This is a genomic window from Pseudomonas peradeniyensis (genome assembly GCF_014268935.2).
In the GTDB taxonomy this organism is placed as follows: Bacteria; Pseudomonadota; Gammaproteobacteria; order Pseudomonadales; family Pseudomonadaceae; genus Aquipseudomonas; species Aquipseudomonas peradeniyensis.
On record NZ_JABWRJ020000001.1, the window covers coordinates 1,946,544 to 1,962,926 of the forward strand.

The following is a 16,383-nucleotide window of genomic DNA, read 5'->3' on the forward strand; positions in this document are numbered from 1 at the left end:
GCGCTGTTCCTCGCGGCTTCACTGCGTGCAGGTCACTTTGCTCAGGTGGCGCGGCTGGTCGGGGTCGAGGCCGCGGGCCTCGGCCAGGGCCGCGGCCATGATGTAGAAGCTCTGGATCGCCAGCAGCGGGTCCAGGGCCGGGTGTTCGGCGCAGCTCAGGGTGAGGTCGCGCCCGGCGATATCGGCCGGCGCCGCCAGCAGCACGCGGGCGCCGCGCTGACGCATGTCGGCGGCCAGCTGCAGCAACCCGGCCTGCTCGACGCCACGGGGGGCGAACACCAGCAACGGGTACTGGGCATCGATCAGGGCCATCGGGCCATGGCGCACTTCGGCGCTGCTGAAGGCCTCGGCCTGGATCACCGAGGTTTCCTTGAGTTTGAGCGCGGCCTCCTGGGCGATGGCGAAGCCCGCGCCACGGCCGATCACCATCAGGCGCTCGCTGTCGCGCAGGGTGTCGATGGCCGGGGTCCAGTCCTGCGCGGCGGCCTCGCGCAGCTGCGCGGGCAGGGCAAGGCCGGCTTCCAGCAGGGCGCGGTCCTGGCCCCAGTGGGCGACCAGGCGGGCGCCGGCAGCCAGGGTGGCGACGAAGCTCTTGGTCGCCGCCACCGACAGCTCAGGGCCTGCGCACAGCGGCAAGTGGTGCTGGCAGGCCTGCTCCAGGGGCGAGCCTTCGGCGTTGACCAGCGAGACCGTGGTCGCCCCGCACTGGCCCAGGCGGCGCAGGCTGTCGACCAGGTCCGGGCTCTGGCCCGACTGCGAGAAGCCCAGCGCCACCTGGCCACGCACCCGCAGCGGTGCCTGCTGCAGGGTCACCACCGACATCGGCAGCGAAGCCACCGGCAGCCCCAGTTGCTGCATGGCGATGTAGGCGAAGTAGCTGGCGGCGTGGTCCGAGCTGCCTCGGGCCACGGTCAGCGCCACTTGCGGATCGAGCCGGCGCAGCTGTTCGGCCAGGGTTTCCAGGCGAGGGTCCAGCGTCTGTGTCTGACGTTCGACGACCTCGGCGCAGGCGCGGGCTTCTTCGAGCATCCTTGAACTCATGCGGTTTCTCCTTCGATCATCACAGCGGTCAGGTTCAGTTGGCGGTCCAGCAGCACCGCGTCGGCCCAGGCGCCCGGTTGCAGGCGGCCACGGTCGGCGATGCCGAGATAATCGGCGGGATGGCGGGACAGGCGTTCGGAGGCTTCGGCCAGCGGCAGGCCGATCTTCACCAGGTTGCGCAGGGCCTGGTCCATGGTCAGGGTGCTGCCGGCCAGGGTGCCGTCGGGCAGGCGCACGCCGCCCAGGCACTTGGTCACGGTGTGGCTGCCCAGGCGGTATTCGCCGTCGGGCATGCCAGCGGCGGCGGTGGAGTCGGTCACGCAGTACAGGCACGGGATCGAGCGCAGGGCCACGCGCATGGCGCCGGGGTGCACGTGCAGCAGGTCGGGAATCAGCTCGGCGTAGCGGGCATGGGCCAGGGCCGCGCCGACGATGCCCGGCTCGCGGTGGTGCAGCGGGCTCATGGCGTTGTACAGGTGGGTGAAGCTGGTGGCGCCGGCCTCCAGGGCCGCCACGCCTTCTTCGTAGCTGCCCAGGGTGTGGCCGAGCTGCAGGCGGATGCCGCGCTGGCTCAGGGCCTGGATCAGCGGCAGGTGGCCGGCGATTTCCGGGGCGATGGTGATGACCTTGATCGGCGCCAGGGCCAGGTATTGCTCCACCTCGTCGAGCAGTGCCTGGTGGGCGAAGTTCGGTTGCGCGCCGAGCTTGCCGGGGTTGATGTACGGGCCTTCCAGGTGCACGCCGAGGATGCGCGCGCCCTGGCGCGGGTGCTTGAGGTGCTCGCCCAGTTCGGCGAGCACGCGGGTCAGTTCCTCGCGGGGCGCGGTCATGGTGGTGGCCAGCAGCGAGGTTGTGCCGAAACGCCGGTGGGTGCGGGCGATGGTGGCGAAGGCGTCGCCGCCCTGCATGATGTCGCTGCCGCCACCGCCGTGCACGTGCAGGTCGATGAAACCGGGCAACAGGTACGGCAGGTCGTTGGCCTGCGGGTCGCACGGCGTACCGTCGATGGCCCGGATGCGGCCGTTTTCGAGGTGCAGTTGTCCGCGCACCCAGCCGTCGGGGGTGAGGATGTTGGCGATGTCCATGGGGGCTCCGGTCAGCGTCGCAGTTCGGCGACGAAGTCGTAGTAGTCGTTGCGGCAGTAGGTGTCGGTCAGCTCAATGGCGGTGTTGTCGTCGAGGTAGCCGATCCGGGTCATCAGCAGCATGGCGGTGCCGGGGGCGATGCCCACCTGGGCGGCCAGCTCGTCGCCGGCGTTGATCGCGCGGATGTGTTGCAGGGCGCGGACCACCGGGCGGCCGAGCCGGTCGAGGTGCTGGTAGAGCGAATCGCCGATGGCCTGCGGGTCGCCGAGCAGGCGGGCGGGCAGGGTGCTGACCTCCACCGCCATGACGATGTCGTCGGCCTTGCGCAGGCGCTTGAGGTGGACCACCTGGTCGGTGGGCGATAGACCGAGGCGGATCAGTTCGTCGTTGCTCGGGGTGCCGATGCTGCGCTCGAGCCACTGGGAGCTGGGCACGAAGCCTTTCATGCGCAGCATTTCGCTGAAGCTCGACAGGCGTGACAGGGGCTGTTCCAGGCGCGGGGTGATGAAGGTGCCGGAGCCCTGGATGCGATGGATCAGGCCTTGTTCGAGCAGGACCTCGAGGGCCTTACGCGCGGTGACCCGGGAGATGTCCAGGGTTTCGCTGAGGGTGCGCTCCGAGGGCAGCGCCTGGTCGGCTGTCCATTGACCGGCGTGGATGGCCTGCTCAAGGTTGCGCGCCAGCTGCAGGTAGAGCGGGGTGGCGCTGGTGTCGTCGGGGCGCAGGGCCGATAGAGGACGCATGGGCGGTGTCCGGTATTGTTGTTGGGTGGAAATTAATACCACTTTAATACCAGGTCAATACCACTGGTCTGGATGAATGTGCCGATGGGATTTTTTTGGCGATCAGGATGTATGTCGATAGAGATTTGGCGCCTATGAGATCGAGCGCCGCCCGCGCGGCGCATCGCGGATGAATCCGCTCCTACATTTGTTGCAACGTACCGAACCTGTCAGGCCATGGTTGCCAGCCTTGGGGCATGTCTTGAGACAAGCGGGGCGGCGGCAACGTCCACCGAAAAACCGCGTCGAGCGCACTAGGCTTACAACCATGGCCTATCAGGCATGGCCACGTTGCAACAAATGTAGGAGCGGATTCATCCGCGATGCGCCGCGCGGGCGGCGCTCGATCTCCCAGGCGCAGAATCCCTCTCGGCGAACACCCCAGCCCCCCAAAATCCTATGTCAGACATTTCCGAACCTGAAACCAAATGCTTCAGCCAGCAAAGCTTGGGAACTATCCTACGCGCTTGCCGGAAGCCGCCGCGTTGTCGGGGAAATACCCCAGGGATAACTTCATCGGGTCGCCAGATTTGGTGACCGGGTGTGAGAACCCGCATCACGAAGAACGCCGCTCTGCTATGGCAGCCGTGCGCGGGCAGGTTCTGCCTGACCGGTTTTCTTCGTGACCGGGTTCTCACACCGTGTACGGCTGCCACCCAATCATGTGAGAACGATCAAGTGGCGGTTCCTGATAATCACGAAGGAACTTCCCAATGAAAAAACGCGTACCTGATCCACCCCGTCTCGCACCCTTCATCAGCATCCGTTCCACGCTCACCCGCGATGAGGCCATGACCGCCGCCGTCGAAGTGGCCACCGCCATTTCCGATGTCCTCGATATCTACTTCAAGACCGAACCCGGAGAAGCCCAGGACCGCCTGTTCACCGCCAGCGACTACCTAGGCCAACTGGCCTGCGCCCTGCTCGAACACAAACCGGAGGCCCGACCATGACTCGTGGCCATACCGCAGGCCGCACGGTTTGCCTGGATCTGTTCAAGGTCGAGCCAGGCGTTTGCTTCGAGGATGCCTTCAGCGAGTTGTCGGTGCTGCTTGGCTGCATCCGCCACCTGACCTGCGAGGCGGAAATGGAAGGTGACCTGCTGGCCGGCAGCTCGGCACGGATCCTCAGTGCCATGGCCAAGGCGTTGATCGATGACATGGAGGTAGGGTTGAACAGGAAGACCTCATGAGACCCGGGGGCCGCTTTGCGGCCCTTTCGCGACACAAGGCCGCTCCTACAGGAGTACGCGAATCCCTGTAGGAGCGGCCTTGTGTCGCGAAAGGGCTGCGCAGCAGCCCCGGCAATCCATCGGTCTACCCCGCCCGGCGCACCAACCCACACGCCAGCAACCCCACCTCGAACAGCACCCACATCGGCACCGCCAGCAGGGTCTGGGAAAACACATCCGGCGGCGTCAGGATCATCCCCACCACGAAACACCCGACGATCACATAGGGCCGGCTGCGCCGCAGCGTGGCCACGTCGGTCAGTCCCACCCAGACCACGATGAAGGTCGCCACCGGGATCTCGAAGGCCAGGCCGAACGCCAGGAACAGCGCCATGATGAAGTCCAGGTACAAGCCGATGTCGGTCATCATCGCCACCCCGTCCGGGGTCACGCTGGCGAAGAAACCGAACATCATCGGGAACACCAGGAAGAACGCGAAGGCCATGCCGCCGTAGAACAGCAGGATGCTCGACACCAGCAGCGGCAGGGCAATGCGCCGTTCGCGGCGGTACAGCCCCGGGGCGATGAAGCCCCAGGCCTGGTGCAGCAGCAGCGGCATGGCGACGAACAGCGCGCACATCGCCGTCAGCTTGAACGGTGTGAGGAACGGCGAGGTGACGCTGGTGGCGATCATGCTGGCGCCTTCGGGCAGGTAGCGGCGCAGCGGTTCGGAGATCTGCGTGTACAGCGTCTGGGCGAAGGGGAACAACCCGCAGAACACCAGCGCGACCACCAGCAGGCAGCGCACCAGGCGCTTGCGCAGGTCGCGCAGGTGGTCGGTCAGCGGCATGCGCGCCGCCTGGTCGAGGGCGAGGGTCATCAGGCGCTTTCCTTGGTATGGGCGACCGGGGTCGGGTCGTTGGCCGGCGTTGCGTCGAGCTGGATGCCCTGGCGGATCTCCTGCTCCAGGCGCTGCAATGGCGCGGCATCCAGGGCGGGCATGTCGATCTCCCTCTCTACCTGCGCCTTCAACGCATTCAGCGCCCGGCGTGCCTGGCCCAGCCCCCGGCCGAGGGTGCGCGCCGCCACCGGCAGGCGCTCGGGGCCGAGCACCAGCAAGGCGACGATGCCGACCAGCAGCAGTTCGGTGAAGCCGATCTCGAACATCAGGCCTGACGATCCGTCTGCGTCTGCTGTACCGGCTGATTGTTCAGCACCTGCGGTTGTTGCTCGACGTTGTTGTCGGCTGTACCGCCCATGGACTTGCGAAAGCCTTGGATCGCTTCACCGACATCACTGCCCAGCCCCTTGAGACGCTTGGTGCCGAACAGCAGGAAGACGATCAACAGCACGATCACCAATTGCCAGATTCCGATGCCACCCATGTAAGACCACTCCTGTCAGGCCAAAGAAAAAGGAAGGCCAATCCTGCCCTGCGCAGATGACGGGCACATGACTGCCATCTGGTTGAAACAACGGGCGTGTTGACTGGCGCTTTGCAGTGGCCACGGGAAGATAGGGATGGGGCGCAGGCGACAACAGGGCGCGGCACTGCTGATGGTGCTGGTGGTGTTGGCGATGCTCGCGGCGGGGCTGGCCTGGCTGGTTGAAGATGGCCGGCGCCAGGTGGACGAGGTGCGCCTGTTGCACCAGCGGGTACAGGTGCGGGCCATGGAGCAGGCCGGGCTGGCCTATGCCTCCCAGGCCCTGCGCGATCCGGCCTGGCGGGCCAGCCCGCTGTTCTGGCAGGCCCTGCGCGGGCAGCCGCTGGCCTATGACTTCGGTGCCGGCAAGGCGCAACTGCGGGTGATCGACCAGCACGGTTGCTTCAACGTGAATGCGTTGTTGGGCGAGGATGGCCCGCGGGCCGAGCGTCAACTGCGCCAACTGCTCGGTGACGACATGGCCGCCGAGCGGATGGTCGATGCCCTGGCCGACTGGCTGGACGCCGACAGCGATGCCCGCTTGCAAGGGGCCGAGAGTGCCCAGTACCTGCGCCAGCAGCCGCCCCGGTTGGCGGCCAACCAGCCGATGCTCGACACCAGTGAGCTCAACCTGCTGCTGGAGCCGGACAGTGGTCGGCAAGGCCGCTACCGAATGCTCTGCGCACTGCCCTCGACCGGCGGCTGGCGACTAAATGCCAACGCCCTGGGTCTGGAACACCTGCCGTTGCTGGAGGCCCTGTACGAGGGGCAGTTTTCCCGTTCGATGCTCAGCCGCATCATCAGCGGCCGGCCGGCGGCGGGCTATGTGGATGCCGCGGCATTGCGCCAGGCGCTGGGCGCGGTGGATGACGAGACCTTCGCCCGGCTAAGCGAAGGGTTGTTGCTCAACAGCGGCCATTTCGTGCTGCAGCTGTCGTTCGAGGAAGAGGGGCGCACGCTGCGCAGCCAGTTCCAGATCGAGGCGCTGGGCGTGGTGCAATGGCATGCGCGGGTGCCGGCGCAGCAGGTGCGGGTCAGGGGGCGGGAGCCCGTAGCCTGGTAAGGCTTGGTTACTGATGGTTGGAAATTCGCTACGTATCGTAGGAAATGTCGGATGAGTCGATCCGTTCAGCATGGACGGTGACGCGGGCGGCTAAGCTATCCGCCGACCACATGGTCTACTGGGCAAGATGCTAGCCTCGCCTGAGGCATGCCACGCTGGCGCGCAAGGCGTGCCCTGCGACAAGGAGCATGAATATGAGAATTGAGTTGCGTACACCACTGGTTCGCAAACCGACCCCCGCCAACACTGCGAAGAAGCGTGAGATGACCAGCGAGGAGTTGTCCAAGGCGATGGCCGAGCGGGCAGAGAAGATCCTCAAAGGGGAGCCCGTCGAACCGGTGGGCTGGAGCCTCGAGGTCTACTGAGCCTCAGTCGAACCGAAAGAAGCCGCCCATGGGCGGCTTTTTCGTTTGTCACAGTGCGTATGCCGGTCGCATCGATCAGGCAGTGCCGATCTCCCCACCATCGTTACGCTGGATCACCACCGTCGAAGCCCGTGGCCGCACCGAGGTGCCGGTCGGCGTGACATCGGTGGCCTTGTCGGTGGTCGGCCAGTTGTCCGGGTGCTGGATGTTGACGAACATCGTCTTGTTGTCCGGGGTGAAGGTGATGCCCGTCACCTCGCAACCGTTTGGCCCGACGAAGAAGCGGCGCAGGGCCGCCTGGTTGGTGGCGTTGACCGGGATCTGCTTGCCGTTGGCGTCCACCAGGTCGGTGGGGATCACCGCCAATACCTGGTCGTTGGTGTAGCTGGTCAGGGTGGCCTCGCCGTTGTCGGTCTCGAACCACAGCACGCCGCGGCTATCGAAGCTCATGCCGTCGGGGCTGGCGAACTGGTTCAGTTCGGTCAGGCCCGAGCGGTTGATGTCCGGGGCGCCGGCGGCGTTGGCGCCGAACACGAAGATGTCCCAGGTGAAGGTCTTGTGGTCGTCGCTGTCGTGCCAGCGAATGATGTGGCCGTGACGGTTCGGGCCACGCGGGTTGGCCGCGTCGACCTTGGCGGCGGTGCGCGCGCTGTTGTTGGTCAGGGTCAGGTAGACGTCGCCGTTGAGCGGGTTGACGGCGGTCCACTCCGGGCGGTCCATGGGCGTGGCGCCCACGGCGTCGGCAGCGCCACGGGTGTTGAGGATGATCCCCGGCAAATCGGTGAACAGTGCGCCGAGGGTGCTGCCGCCGGTGGTCGGGGTGGCGACGTCGAGCAGCAGCCAGGCGCCGGTGCCGTTGGCGTCGAAGCGGGCTACGTAGAGCTTGCCCTTGTCCATATATTTGGCACCGGTGGCCAGGCGGTCGGCCGGGTTGGCGTCGGCCGGGTCCCACAGCGCGTCGGAGACGAACTTGTACAGGTACTCGTTGTTGGAGTCGTCGCCGGTGTACCAGACCAGCGGCTTGCCGGCCACCGGCAGGCCCGGGCAGCAACCCTCGTGGCGGAATCGGCCCAGGGCGGTGCGCTTCACCGCCAGGGTGTTGCTGGTGTACGGGTCGATCTCGACGATGTAGCCGTAGGTGCTGGCTTCGTTGCGGAAGTCGTCGGTGGCGCTGGCGCCGGTGGGGGTGATGTCGAAGCGGGCGAACTCGCCGGCCACTTCGCTGGCGTCACCGGCCGCGGTTTCCCACTTGTACTGGCCGCTGCTGCTGGAGACGCCGATGCGCACCTGGTTGGCCGGGCGGGTGCCCTTGTTGACGAAGATACCGGGCCAGTTCTCCTCGCAGGTCAGGTAGGTGCCCCACGGGGTATAGCCGTTGCCGCAGTTGTTGTTGGTGCCGCGGCACTGGGTGCCGGTGGGCGAGAACTTGGTCTTGACGTGGTCGGTGCCGCGCATCGGGCCGGCAATGTCCATCAGCGAGACGGTGGTGAAGCGGCGGTTCAGCGGGTCGTTGTTGACCACCTGCCAGCGCCCGGCGACCTTGCTGATGCGCACCACGCCCGCGCCATGGGCGTTGATCTCCTTGCGCACCTCCTCGACCGGGCGCTTGCCGGCGACGGTGGTGGGGCCGGCCGGGTGCAGGGCGGCGGTGTCGATGTACTCGAAGTTGATCGCCAGCAGGCCATCGCTGGAGCTGCCGTTGATGGGGAAGAAGTGCATGCCATCGTGGTGCATGCCCATGGCGTTGGCCTGGTCGGTGGAGGTGTTGCTGCCGTCGGCCTTCCAGGGGTTGGCGGTGGCGTTCAGCGGCGTGCCCCAGGGCGCCAGCACATAGGCGCTGTAGCCGGCGGCAACCACGCAGGCATCGGTGCGCGAGCCTGGGATGGAATTGAAGCCCAGCTTGAGTTTCGGTTTTTCCGGCTGGGGCGCCGGATCGTCATTGTCGGAACCGCCGCCGCCGTCGAAGCAACCGGTCAGGCCGGTGCCGGCGATCATGGCGATGGCGGCGCCGAGGCTGCCGCGCACCACGGCGCGGCGGCTCAGGTAGGTGTCCATGACACTGGCCATCGGCAGGTTGCCGCTCAGGTTCCGGTCCAGGTTATCGCCGGTATCTCGACTCATCAGGGTGTCCTTTTTTGGCTGAGTTGAAGGAAACCGCGACTGTAGACGGCAAGTATGTCGATTGATTGGCAGAAATGTTAAAGGGCGTTTAAAACGCGCTGCTATTACTAAAGGCCTAATCAAGGCTGTTTTGGAATTAGCAGCGGATTTCTGCCATCAAACTGTCACGCCAACGCCGCAATATCCGGGTCCCAACGTGAACAGGGATGGCGGAGTCGATGGCAAGCAGTGTGGGCAGGCGCGAGGTGATCGGGTGGATGGGCGTCGGTGCGCTGGCGCCGCTGCTCGGCGCCTGTTCCGCGCTGCCGGGGCCGCGTGGCGGCAGCGACCGGGCGCTGGACCTGCTGTATGTGGCCGACACCCTCGATGCCCGTCAGCCGGGCCAGGCCGTGGTACCGGCCACGCGCCTGGGGCCGGTCAGCCATCTGGGCCGCGCGCCGTGGATGAGCGGGCCCAACGCCAGTGCCGGGCAGCCGGAGCTGGCGCCGTTGCTCGACGCGGGCTTGGCCGGCCAGGCCCGTACCGGCGGTTACGCGGTGCTCGCGGCACTGCTCGAACAATTGCGCGCCGACGCCGGTAGTGAGCAGTGCCTGACCCTGGAGAACGGCCAGTGCTGGAATGGCAGCGGCCTGGCCTACCTCACCCAGGGCGAAAGCGGCGTGCAGGGCAGCCAACTGCTGGGCAGCGAGGCGCGGGTCAGCAGCGATGAGCGGGTGCTGTGGCCGCAGCGCAGCGCCGGGCTCTATCGCCAGTCTTCGTCTATTACCCTCGGCGCCGGCCTTGCCGACACCCAGGCCAAGGCGCTGGGCGTTGAAGGCGTCAAGGTGTTCCAGCGCGCAGGTGTGCGCATTGCGGTGGTGGGGGTCACCGACCCTTACGCCCAGGACCAGAAAGCTTCCCTGAAACAGTGGTACCAGTCGCTGCAACCGAGCTTCCAGCAGGCCCGGCGCGAGGCCGATCTGGTGGTGGCGCTGGCGGATGTCGGTACCGGCCCCGGTCTGTGGCTGGCCGAGCGGGTGCCGGAAGTGGATGTGCTGTTGTGCGCCCGTGGTCAGGACCTGTGGCCCGCGCCGGTACTGGCGAGCCAGGCCAGTGGCCGGCGGGTGCCGGTGCTGTTCGCCGGCTGCCGGGCCAGTGGCGCGTTTCGCCTGCGTTGCCGCCAGGCCGGTGGCCAGTGGCAGTTCGAGGCGCGTTTTTTTCCGGCCTTCGAGCACAGCCTCGGCGCGCCAGCCCAGGCCCGCGCCAGCCAGTTGCGCGGCGAGCTGCAACGCCAGCGCAGCGGCCACGCCGCCTGGCTCGACCAGCCCCTGGCCCGCGCCCCTGAGGCGCTGTGGCGTCGCGATACCCGTGGCGGCAGTTGGGACCGCGTGCTGCACCAGGCCCTGGCCGATGATTCGAGCATGCCTGTGCTGCTGCCTGGCCTGCGTTACGACTTCCCGCTGCGGGCGGGCGAGCCGATCACCCGCGAACACCTGATCAACCTCACCGGTGGCTACCCCGCGCCAGTGGTCGAAGCCCCGGCGCGCCAGGTCGAACAGGTGCTGGAGAACGCCGCCGAGCAACTGTTCGGCGATCCACTGCTGCTGGACAACAGCCAGGACCTGCCGCGCTGGCAGAGCCAGAACTGGCAGGTGAGCTACAGCCCCAACGGCAAGCGCATCATCGGCCTGCAGCCGGTCGAGGGCCTGTGCCGCACCTTCGGCCTGCACTTCGATGCCCAGGCCGGCGTACCGCTGTGGCAGACCCTGGAAGCCTGGTTGACCCGGCAGACGCCGGGCTGGGCACTGGCAGCGCTGCAATTGCCAGCGGTGCGCTACGTCCAGGGCCATCCGGGCTGGCACCCGCACCAGGTGGCGGCGTGACTTCGCGCCTGGTCAGCTTCGCCTTGCTGACCCTGGCAGGTTGGCTGGCGGCGCAGTGCGTGCTGCTGCTCAGCCGCCAGCCGCTGCCGGCCACTGCGCCCGTTCAGGCGGACGTCGCGCTGCCGGGCCTGCTGGTGGAGCACTGGCAGGCCCCCGCCGATGACGCAAGCATCCCCATCACCCGCCTGCCCCTGGCCTACCTGGGCGGGCTCAAGGCCCAGCCGCTGTCGGCCAGCGTGGTGGTGCTGCGCCATGGCCAGCAGGTGCGCACCCTCGGCCGTGGCCAGCGCCTGGCGCCGGGCATCGTGCTGCAGGACATCGACGCCGATGGCCTGATCTTCGACAACAACGGGCGGCGCGAGCGTCTGCCCTGGCCGCCACGCCCCGCCGTGACCGGCTTCAAGCGCCAAGGATGAATGATGATCGCAAGGTACTGTCTGGCCGGGCTGCTGATGCTCGGCATGTCCCTGGCCCGGGCCGAAGAGCCGGAGGTGTTCGCCGACGACGGCACGCCGCTGTACGAGGTCAATTTCGTCGACACCGAGCTCGGTGAGTTCATCGATAGCGTGTCGCGCATCACCGGCACCACCTTCATCGTCGATCCGCGGGTGCAGGGCAAGGTCACCGTGCGCACGGTCGATCGGCATGACGCTGACGCCATCTACGATATCTTCCTGGCCCAGTTGCGGGCCCAGGGCTTCGCCGCCGTGGACCTGCCCAACGGCAGCGTGAAGATCGTCCCCGACCAGGCCGCGCGCCTGGAGCCGGTGCCGGTGGAAAGCGCCGGCAAGAAGTCCGAGGGCAGCGATGGCGTGGCCACTCGCGTGTTCAATGTACGCAACGCCGCCAGCGAGCAGATGCTCGGCATCCTCAAACCACTGATCGACCCGCGGGTCGGCGTGATCACCCCGTACCCGGCCGCCAACCTGCTGGTGGTCACCGACTGGCGCAGCAACCTGGAGCGTATCGACAGCCTGCTGCGCCAGCTCGACCAGGTCAGCGACGAGCCGTTGCAGGTCATCCCGCTCAAGCATGCCAGCGCCGCCGATACCGCGGGCCTGGTGACCCGCCTGCTGGCCCGCGAGCAGGGCAGTGATGCCGCCCAGGTGGTCGCCGACCCGCGCAGCAATGCCTTGCTGGTACGCGGCAGCGCCGACAGCCGCGAGCGGGTGCGGGCTTTGCTGGCCCAGCTCGACCGGCCCGGCGACAACCTGCGCAGCAGCAATACCCAGGTCATGTACCTGCGCCACGCCAATGCCGCCGAGGTGGTCAAGGTGTTGCGCGGCCTGAGCCAGGCCGGCGCGGTGCCGGCCGCCGAAGGCGAGGGCAAGGATGCGCCGCCGGTGCCGGCGGCCAGCGATTCGGGGATCCGCCTGGAGTACGAGGAGGGCACCAATGCCGTGGTGATGGTCGGCCCGGACAGCGAGCTGGCGGCCTTCCGCAGCATTGTCGAGCAGCTGGACATCCGCCGGGCGCAGGTGGTGGTCGAAGCGATCATCGCCGAGGTGTCCGACAGCAGCGCCCAGGAGCTGGGCGTGCAGTGGCTGTTCGCCGACGAGAAGTTCGGCGCCGGCATCGTCAACTTCGGCGGCAACGGGGTGAACATCGCCAGCATCGCCGGGGCCGCCAGCAGCGGCGACAACGAAAAACTCGGCAAGCTGCTGTCGGCCACCACCGGCGCCACCGCCGGCATCGGCCATATCGGCGGCGGCTTCAATTTCGCCATGCTGGTCAACGCGCTCAAGGGCAAGAGCGGCTTCAACCTGCTGTCCACGCCAACCCTGCTGACCCTGGACAACGCCGAAGCGTCGATCCTGGTCGGCCAGGAGGTGCCGTTCGTCACCGGCTCCGTCACCCAGAACAACGCCAACCCCTACCAGACCATCGAGCGCAAGGAAGTGGGGGTGAAACTGCGCATCAAGCCGCAGGTCAACGTCGACAACAGCGTGCGCCTGGACATCGTCCAGGAGGTGTCGTCGATCGCCGACTCCAGCGCCGCCAGCGACGTGATCACCAACAAGCGAGAGATCAAGACCAAGGTGATGGTCGAGGACAACGGCCTGGTGATACTAGGCGGGCTGATCAGCGATGAACTCTCCACCAGCAACCAGCGCGTGCCGTTGCTCGGCGACATTCCCTACCTGGGCCGGCTGTTCCGCTCCGACGCCAGCAAGAACACCAAGCAGAACCTGATGGTGTTCATCCGCCCGCGCATCCTGCGTGACGGCGAGAGCCTGGCCGGCCTGAGCCAGCAGAAGTACCAGAGCCTGCAACAGAACACGCCACTCAAGCTGCCGTCCCTGGCCGAGGGCCTGCCGTTGCTGCAGGTGTTCCCCTCCAGCCGGGCGCGCCTCGAAGGCGGTGACTGGTGATGCTGCCCTATCGCCTGGCACGCCAGAGCGGCGTGGCCATGGCGCCGACCGAGGGCGGCTGGCAGCTGTGGCTGCGCGGCGACGCCGACAGCGACCAGTTGCAGGAGCTGTTGCGCGTACATGGCCTGCCGGCCAGCCTGGAACGTCTCGACGGCGCGCAGTTCGACGAGCGCCTCGGCCAGCTCTACCAGGCCGGCGAGGCGGCGACCGAGGCCCTGATCGAAGGCATCGGCGAGCAGGTCGACCTGGACAGCCTGATGAGCGAGATGCCGCGCATCGAGGACCTGCTGGAAAGCGACGACGAAGCCCCGGTGATCCGCCTGATCAACGGCCTGTTCGGCCAGGCCTTGCGCCTGCGTGCCTCGGATATCCATATCGAGACCTTCGAGCAGAGTCTGGTGGTGCGCCTGCGCGTCGACGGCCACCTGCGCGAGGTGCTGCGCCCGCCGCGGGCGCTGTCGGCGATGCTGGTGTCGCGGATCAAGGTCATGGCCCGGCTCGATATCGCCGAGAAGCGCCAGCCCCAGGACGGTCGCATCACCCTGCGCGCCGCCGGGCGCGAGGTGGATGTGCGGGTCTCGACCCTGCCCGGCATCCATGGCGAGCGGGTGGTGATGCGCGTGCTCGACAAGCAGGCCAGCCTGCTGGCGCTGGACAACCTGGGCATGCCCGCCGCCGTGCTGCGTGGGCTGCGCGGCTGCCTGGCGCGGCCCAACGGCATCGTGCTGTCCACCGGCCCCACGGGTTCGGGCAAGACCACCACGCTATACGCCAGCCTCAACAGCCTGAACGACGGCAGCCGCAACATTCTCACCGTCGAGGATCCGGTCGAGTACGCCATCGCCGGCATCGGCCAGACCGCCATCAACCCCCGCGCCGGACTGACTTTTGCCAGCGGCCTGCGCGCGATCCTGCGCCAGGACCCGGACGTGATCATGCTCGGCGAGATCCGCGACCAGGAAACCGCGCAGATCGCCGTGCAGGCCAGCCTCACCGGGCACCTGGTGCTGTCGACCCTGCACACCAACAGCGCCGTCGGCGCGGTGACCCGCCTGCGCGACATGGGCATCGAGCCGTTTCTGATCGCCTCGTGCCTGCGCGGCGTGCTGGCCCAGCGCCTGGTGCGGCGACTGTGTGCCTGCGCGGTGGCCCAGCCACTGCAAAGCGCCGAGCGCGAGCTGTGGCCGGAACTGGGCAGCCTGCGCGAGAGCTATCACCCGGTTGGCTGCGAGCATTGCCAGGGCAGTGGCTATATCGGTCGGCTGGGGCTGTACGAATTCATCGAGCTGGATGCCGGGCTGGTCGCCTTGCTCTACGACGGCGAGAGCGAGCTGGCCATGCAGGCCTACCTGGATGGCCGTCGGCAGAGCCTGGTGGCTGAGGCCCGCGATTGCCTGGCCCGTGGCGAGACCAGCCTGGCCGAAGTGCTGCGCGTGGTGCAGGGCTGAGCATGCCGACCTATCGCTACCAGGCCGTGGACATGAACGGCAAGGCGCACAAGGCCAGCGTGCAGGCCGACAGCGAGCGGCATGCGCGCCAGTTGCTGCGCGAGCAGGGGCTGTTCGCCCGGCAGTTGCAGCGCCAGGACAGCGCGCAGCCCCGTCGCCAGCGCCTGACCCGCGCCCAGCTGTGCGAGCTGACCCGCCAGCTGGCGACCCTGATCGGTGCCGGCATTCCACTGGTCGACGCCCTGGCCACCCTGGAGCGGCAACTGCGCCAGCCGGCCCTGCATGCGGTGCTGGTGACCCTGCGTGGTTCCCTCGCCGAAGGCCTGGGGCTGGCCCGTAGCCTGGCACGCCAAGGCGCGCCGTTCACCGGGCTGTATTGCGCGCTGGTCGAGGCCGGCGAGCGCTCCGGGCGCCTGGGCCAGGTGCTGGCGCGCCTCGCCGATCACCTGGAGCAGGTCCAGCGCCAGCGCCACAAGGCGCGCACCGCGCTGATTTATCCGGTGGTGCTGATGGGCGTGTCGCTGGCGGTGGTGATTGGCCTGATGACCTTCGTGGTGCCCAAGCTCACCGAGCAGTTCGCCCATTCCGGGCAGAGCCTGCCGCTGATTACTTCGCTGCTGATCGGCATTAGCCAGGGGTTGGTCCAGGCCGGGGCGTACCTGTTGGCGCTGGCGATCGGGCTGGCCGTGGCCGGCGGCTGGCTGCTGCGCAAGCCGCACTGGCGTCTGCGCCGCGACGACCTGCTGCTGCGCCTGCCGCGTGTCGGCGCGCTGCTGCAGGTGCTGGAGAGCGCGCGCCTGGCGCGCAGCCTGGCGATTCTCTGCGGCAGTGGCGTGGCGCTGCTCGAAGCCTTGCAGGTGGCCACCGAGACGGTGGGCAACCTGCGTATCCGCGCTGCCATGGCGCAGGTACGCCAGCAGGTGCAGGGCGGTACCAGCCTGCACCGGGCGCTGGACGGCGCCGGCCAGTTTCCGCCGCTGTTGGTGAACATGGTCGGCAGCGGCGAGGCCAGCGGCACCCTGGCCGACATGCTCGAGCGCGTGGCCGATGACCAGGAGCGCGGCTTCGCCCGCCAGGTAGACACCGCCATGGCGCTGTTCGAACCGCTGATGATCCTGGTGATGGGCGCGGTGGTGCTGTTCATCGTGCTGGCGGTGCTGCTGCCGATCATGCAGCTCAACCAGGGATTGCAACTGTGACAAGGAGACTTCTCATGCAACAACGACGCAACCGCCAGGGTGGCTTCACGCTGATGGAAATCATGGTGGTGATCTTCATCATCGGCCTGCTGATCGCCGTGGTCGCGCCCAGCGTGCTGGGCAACCAGGACAAGGCCATGAAGCAGAAAGTCCTGGCCGACCTTGCGACCCTGGAGCAGGCGCTGGACATGTACCGCCTGGACAACCTGCGCTTCCCCAGCAACGAACAGGGCCTGGCGGCGCTGGCAAAGAAACCGACCCAGGAGCCGCTGCCGCGCAGCTGGCGCAGCGATGGGTATATCCGTCGTCTGCCGGAAGATCCGTGGGGCACGCCGTACCAGTACCGCATGCCCGGCGAGCATGGCCGGGTCGATGTCTATTCGCTGGGCGCCGATGGCGTGCCGGGCGGCGAAGGGCTCGATACCGACCTGGGCAACTGGGCGCTCTGAA

17 protein-coding genes are annotated in these 16,383 nt (G+C 67.6%); 10 read left to right on the plus strand and 7 right to left on the minus strand.

Annotated features, from left to right (window positions below; all coding sequences use genetic code 11):
• Window positions 1-18: 18 nt before the first annotated feature.
• Genes HU751_RS08410 through HU751_RS08420 form a run of 3 tightly spaced genes read right to left on the minus strand, consistent with a single transcriptional unit; the run spans window position 19 to window position 2,869 of the window.
• Window positions 19-1,041, minus strand: a complete 1,023-nt coding sequence (locus HU751_RS08410) for an SIS domain-containing protein (protein WP_186734075.1) — start codon at window positions 1,039-1,041, stop codon at window positions 19-21.
• Window positions 1,038-2,126: an N-acetylglucosamine-6-phosphate deacetylase gene (gene nagA / locus HU751_RS08415; RefSeq protein WP_186713904.1), complete on the minus strand. Its 1,089-nt coding sequence runs from the start codon at window positions 2,124-2,126 to the stop codon at window positions 1,038-1,040. Before nagA ends, HU751_RS08410 begins: the two co-directional genes overlap by 4 nt.
• Window positions 2,127-2,137: 11 nt before the next feature.
• Window positions 2,138-2,869 carry a GntR family transcriptional regulator gene (locus HU751_RS08420; RefSeq protein ID WP_110738341.1) on the minus strand — a complete coding sequence of 244 codons (732 nt, stop codon included), beginning with the start codon at window positions 2,867-2,869 and terminating at the stop codon, window positions 2,138-2,140.
• A gap of 752 nt (window positions 2,870-3,621) precedes the next feature.
• Between HU751_RS08420 and HU751_RS08425 the strand changes: the two genes are divergently transcribed.
• Both HU751_RS08425 and HU751_RS08430 read left to right on the plus strand, forming a co-directional pair.
• A complete protein-coding gene (locus HU751_RS08425) occupies window positions 3,622-3,861 on the plus strand; it encodes a hypothetical protein (protein WP_186734902.1) in 240 nt (79 codons plus the stop codon).
• On the plus strand, window positions 3,858-4,100 hold the full coding sequence (locus HU751_RS08430) for a DUF3077 domain-containing protein (RefSeq protein WP_186734900.1): 243 nt from the start codon (window positions 3,858-3,860) through the stop codon (window positions 4,098-4,100). Before HU751_RS08425 ends, HU751_RS08430 begins: the two co-directional genes overlap by 4 nt.
• Window positions 4,101-4,224: 124 nt before the next feature.
• Here the strand turns inward: HU751_RS08430 and tatC are convergent, their stop codons facing one another.
• The 3 genes from tatC to tatA are packed head-to-tail and all read right to left on the minus strand — an operon-like array spanning window position 4,225 to window position 5,464.
• Entirely contained in the window at window positions 4,225-4,959 is a 735-nt protein-coding gene (gene tatC / locus HU751_RS08435; RefSeq protein ID WP_186734898.1) for a twin-arginine translocase subunit TatC, read from the minus strand.
• A complete protein-coding gene (gene tatB, locus HU751_RS08440) occupies window positions 4,959-5,246 on the minus strand; it encodes a Sec-independent protein translocase protein TatB (RefSeq protein ID WP_050704175.1) in 288 nt (95 codons plus the stop codon). Before tatB ends, tatC begins: the two co-directional genes overlap by 1 nt.
• Window positions 5,246-5,464, minus strand: coding sequence for a twin-arginine translocase TatA/TatE family subunit (gene tatA / locus HU751_RS08445; RefSeq protein WP_186734896.1), 219 nt, complete (start codon window positions 5,462-5,464; stop codon window positions 5,246-5,248). The genes tatB and tatA overlap by 1 nt, the downstream gene beginning before the upstream one ends.
• A 136-nt stretch (window positions 5,465-5,600) precedes the next feature.
• Here tatA and gspK point away from each other — a divergent pair, with 136 nt between their 5' ends.
• Complete coding sequence (gene gspK / locus HU751_RS08450) at window positions 5,601-6,566, plus strand: type II secretion system minor pseudopilin GspK (protein ID WP_186734894.1); 966 nt, start codon at window positions 5,601-5,603, stop codon at window positions 6,564-6,566.
• A gap of 194 nt (window positions 6,567-6,760) precedes the next feature.
• On the plus strand, window positions 6,761-6,931 hold the full coding sequence (locus tag HU751_RS08455) for a hypothetical protein (protein WP_186734892.1): 171 nt from the start codon (window positions 6,761-6,763) through the stop codon (window positions 6,929-6,931).
• Window positions 6,932-7,006: 75 nt separating this feature from the next.
• Here the strand turns inward: HU751_RS08455 and HU751_RS08460 are convergent, their stop codons facing one another.
• Window positions 7,007-9,052, minus strand: coding sequence for a PhoX family protein (locus HU751_RS08460; RefSeq protein ID WP_186734890.1), 2,046 nt, complete (start codon window positions 9,050-9,052; stop codon window positions 7,007-7,009).
• 218 nt (window positions 9,053-9,270) lie between these two features.
• Between HU751_RS08460 and HU751_RS08465 the strand changes: the two genes are divergently transcribed.
• Genes HU751_RS08465 through gspG form a run of 6 tightly spaced genes read left to right on the plus strand, consistent with a single transcriptional unit; the run spans window position 9,271 to window position 16,382 of the window.
• Window positions 9,271-10,914 (plus strand): bifunctional UDP-sugar hydrolase/5'-nucleotidase, encoded by a 1,644-nt coding sequence (locus HU751_RS08465; RefSeq protein ID WP_186734888.1) that lies wholly within the window; start codon window positions 9,271-9,273, stop codon window positions 10,912-10,914.
• Complete coding sequence (locus HU751_RS08470; protein ID WP_186734886.1) at window positions 10,911-11,330, plus strand: type II secretion system protein N; 420 nt, start codon at window positions 10,911-10,913, stop codon at window positions 11,328-11,330. Before HU751_RS08465 ends, HU751_RS08470 begins: the two co-directional genes overlap by 4 nt.
• A gap of 3 nt (window positions 11,331-11,333) precedes the next feature.
• The gene (gspD, locus tag HU751_RS08475; RefSeq protein ID WP_186734884.1) at window positions 11,334-13,286 is read left to right on the plus strand and encodes a type II secretion system secretin GspD; all 1,953 of its coding nucleotides are present in this window, start codon (window positions 11,334-11,336) and stop codon (window positions 13,284-13,286) included.
• Window positions 13,286-14,734 (plus strand): GspE/PulE family protein, encoded by a 1,449-nt coding sequence (locus HU751_RS08480; protein WP_186734906.1) that lies wholly within the window; start codon window positions 13,286-13,288, stop codon window positions 14,732-14,734. Before gspD ends, HU751_RS08480 begins: the two co-directional genes overlap by 1 nt.
• Window positions 14,735-14,736: 2 nt before the next feature.
• Window positions 14,737-15,933, plus strand: a complete 1,197-nt coding sequence (gspF, locus tag HU751_RS08485) for a type II secretion system inner membrane protein GspF (RefSeq protein ID WP_186734882.1) — start codon at window positions 14,737-14,739, stop codon at window positions 15,931-15,933.
• 14 nt (window positions 15,934-15,947) lie between these two features.
• On the plus strand, window positions 15,948-16,382 hold the full coding sequence (gspG, locus tag HU751_RS08490; RefSeq protein ID WP_186734880.1) for a type II secretion system major pseudopilin GspG: 435 nt from the start codon (window positions 15,948-15,950) through the stop codon (window positions 16,380-16,382).
• The last annotated feature ends 1 nt before the right edge of the window (window position 16,383 follow it).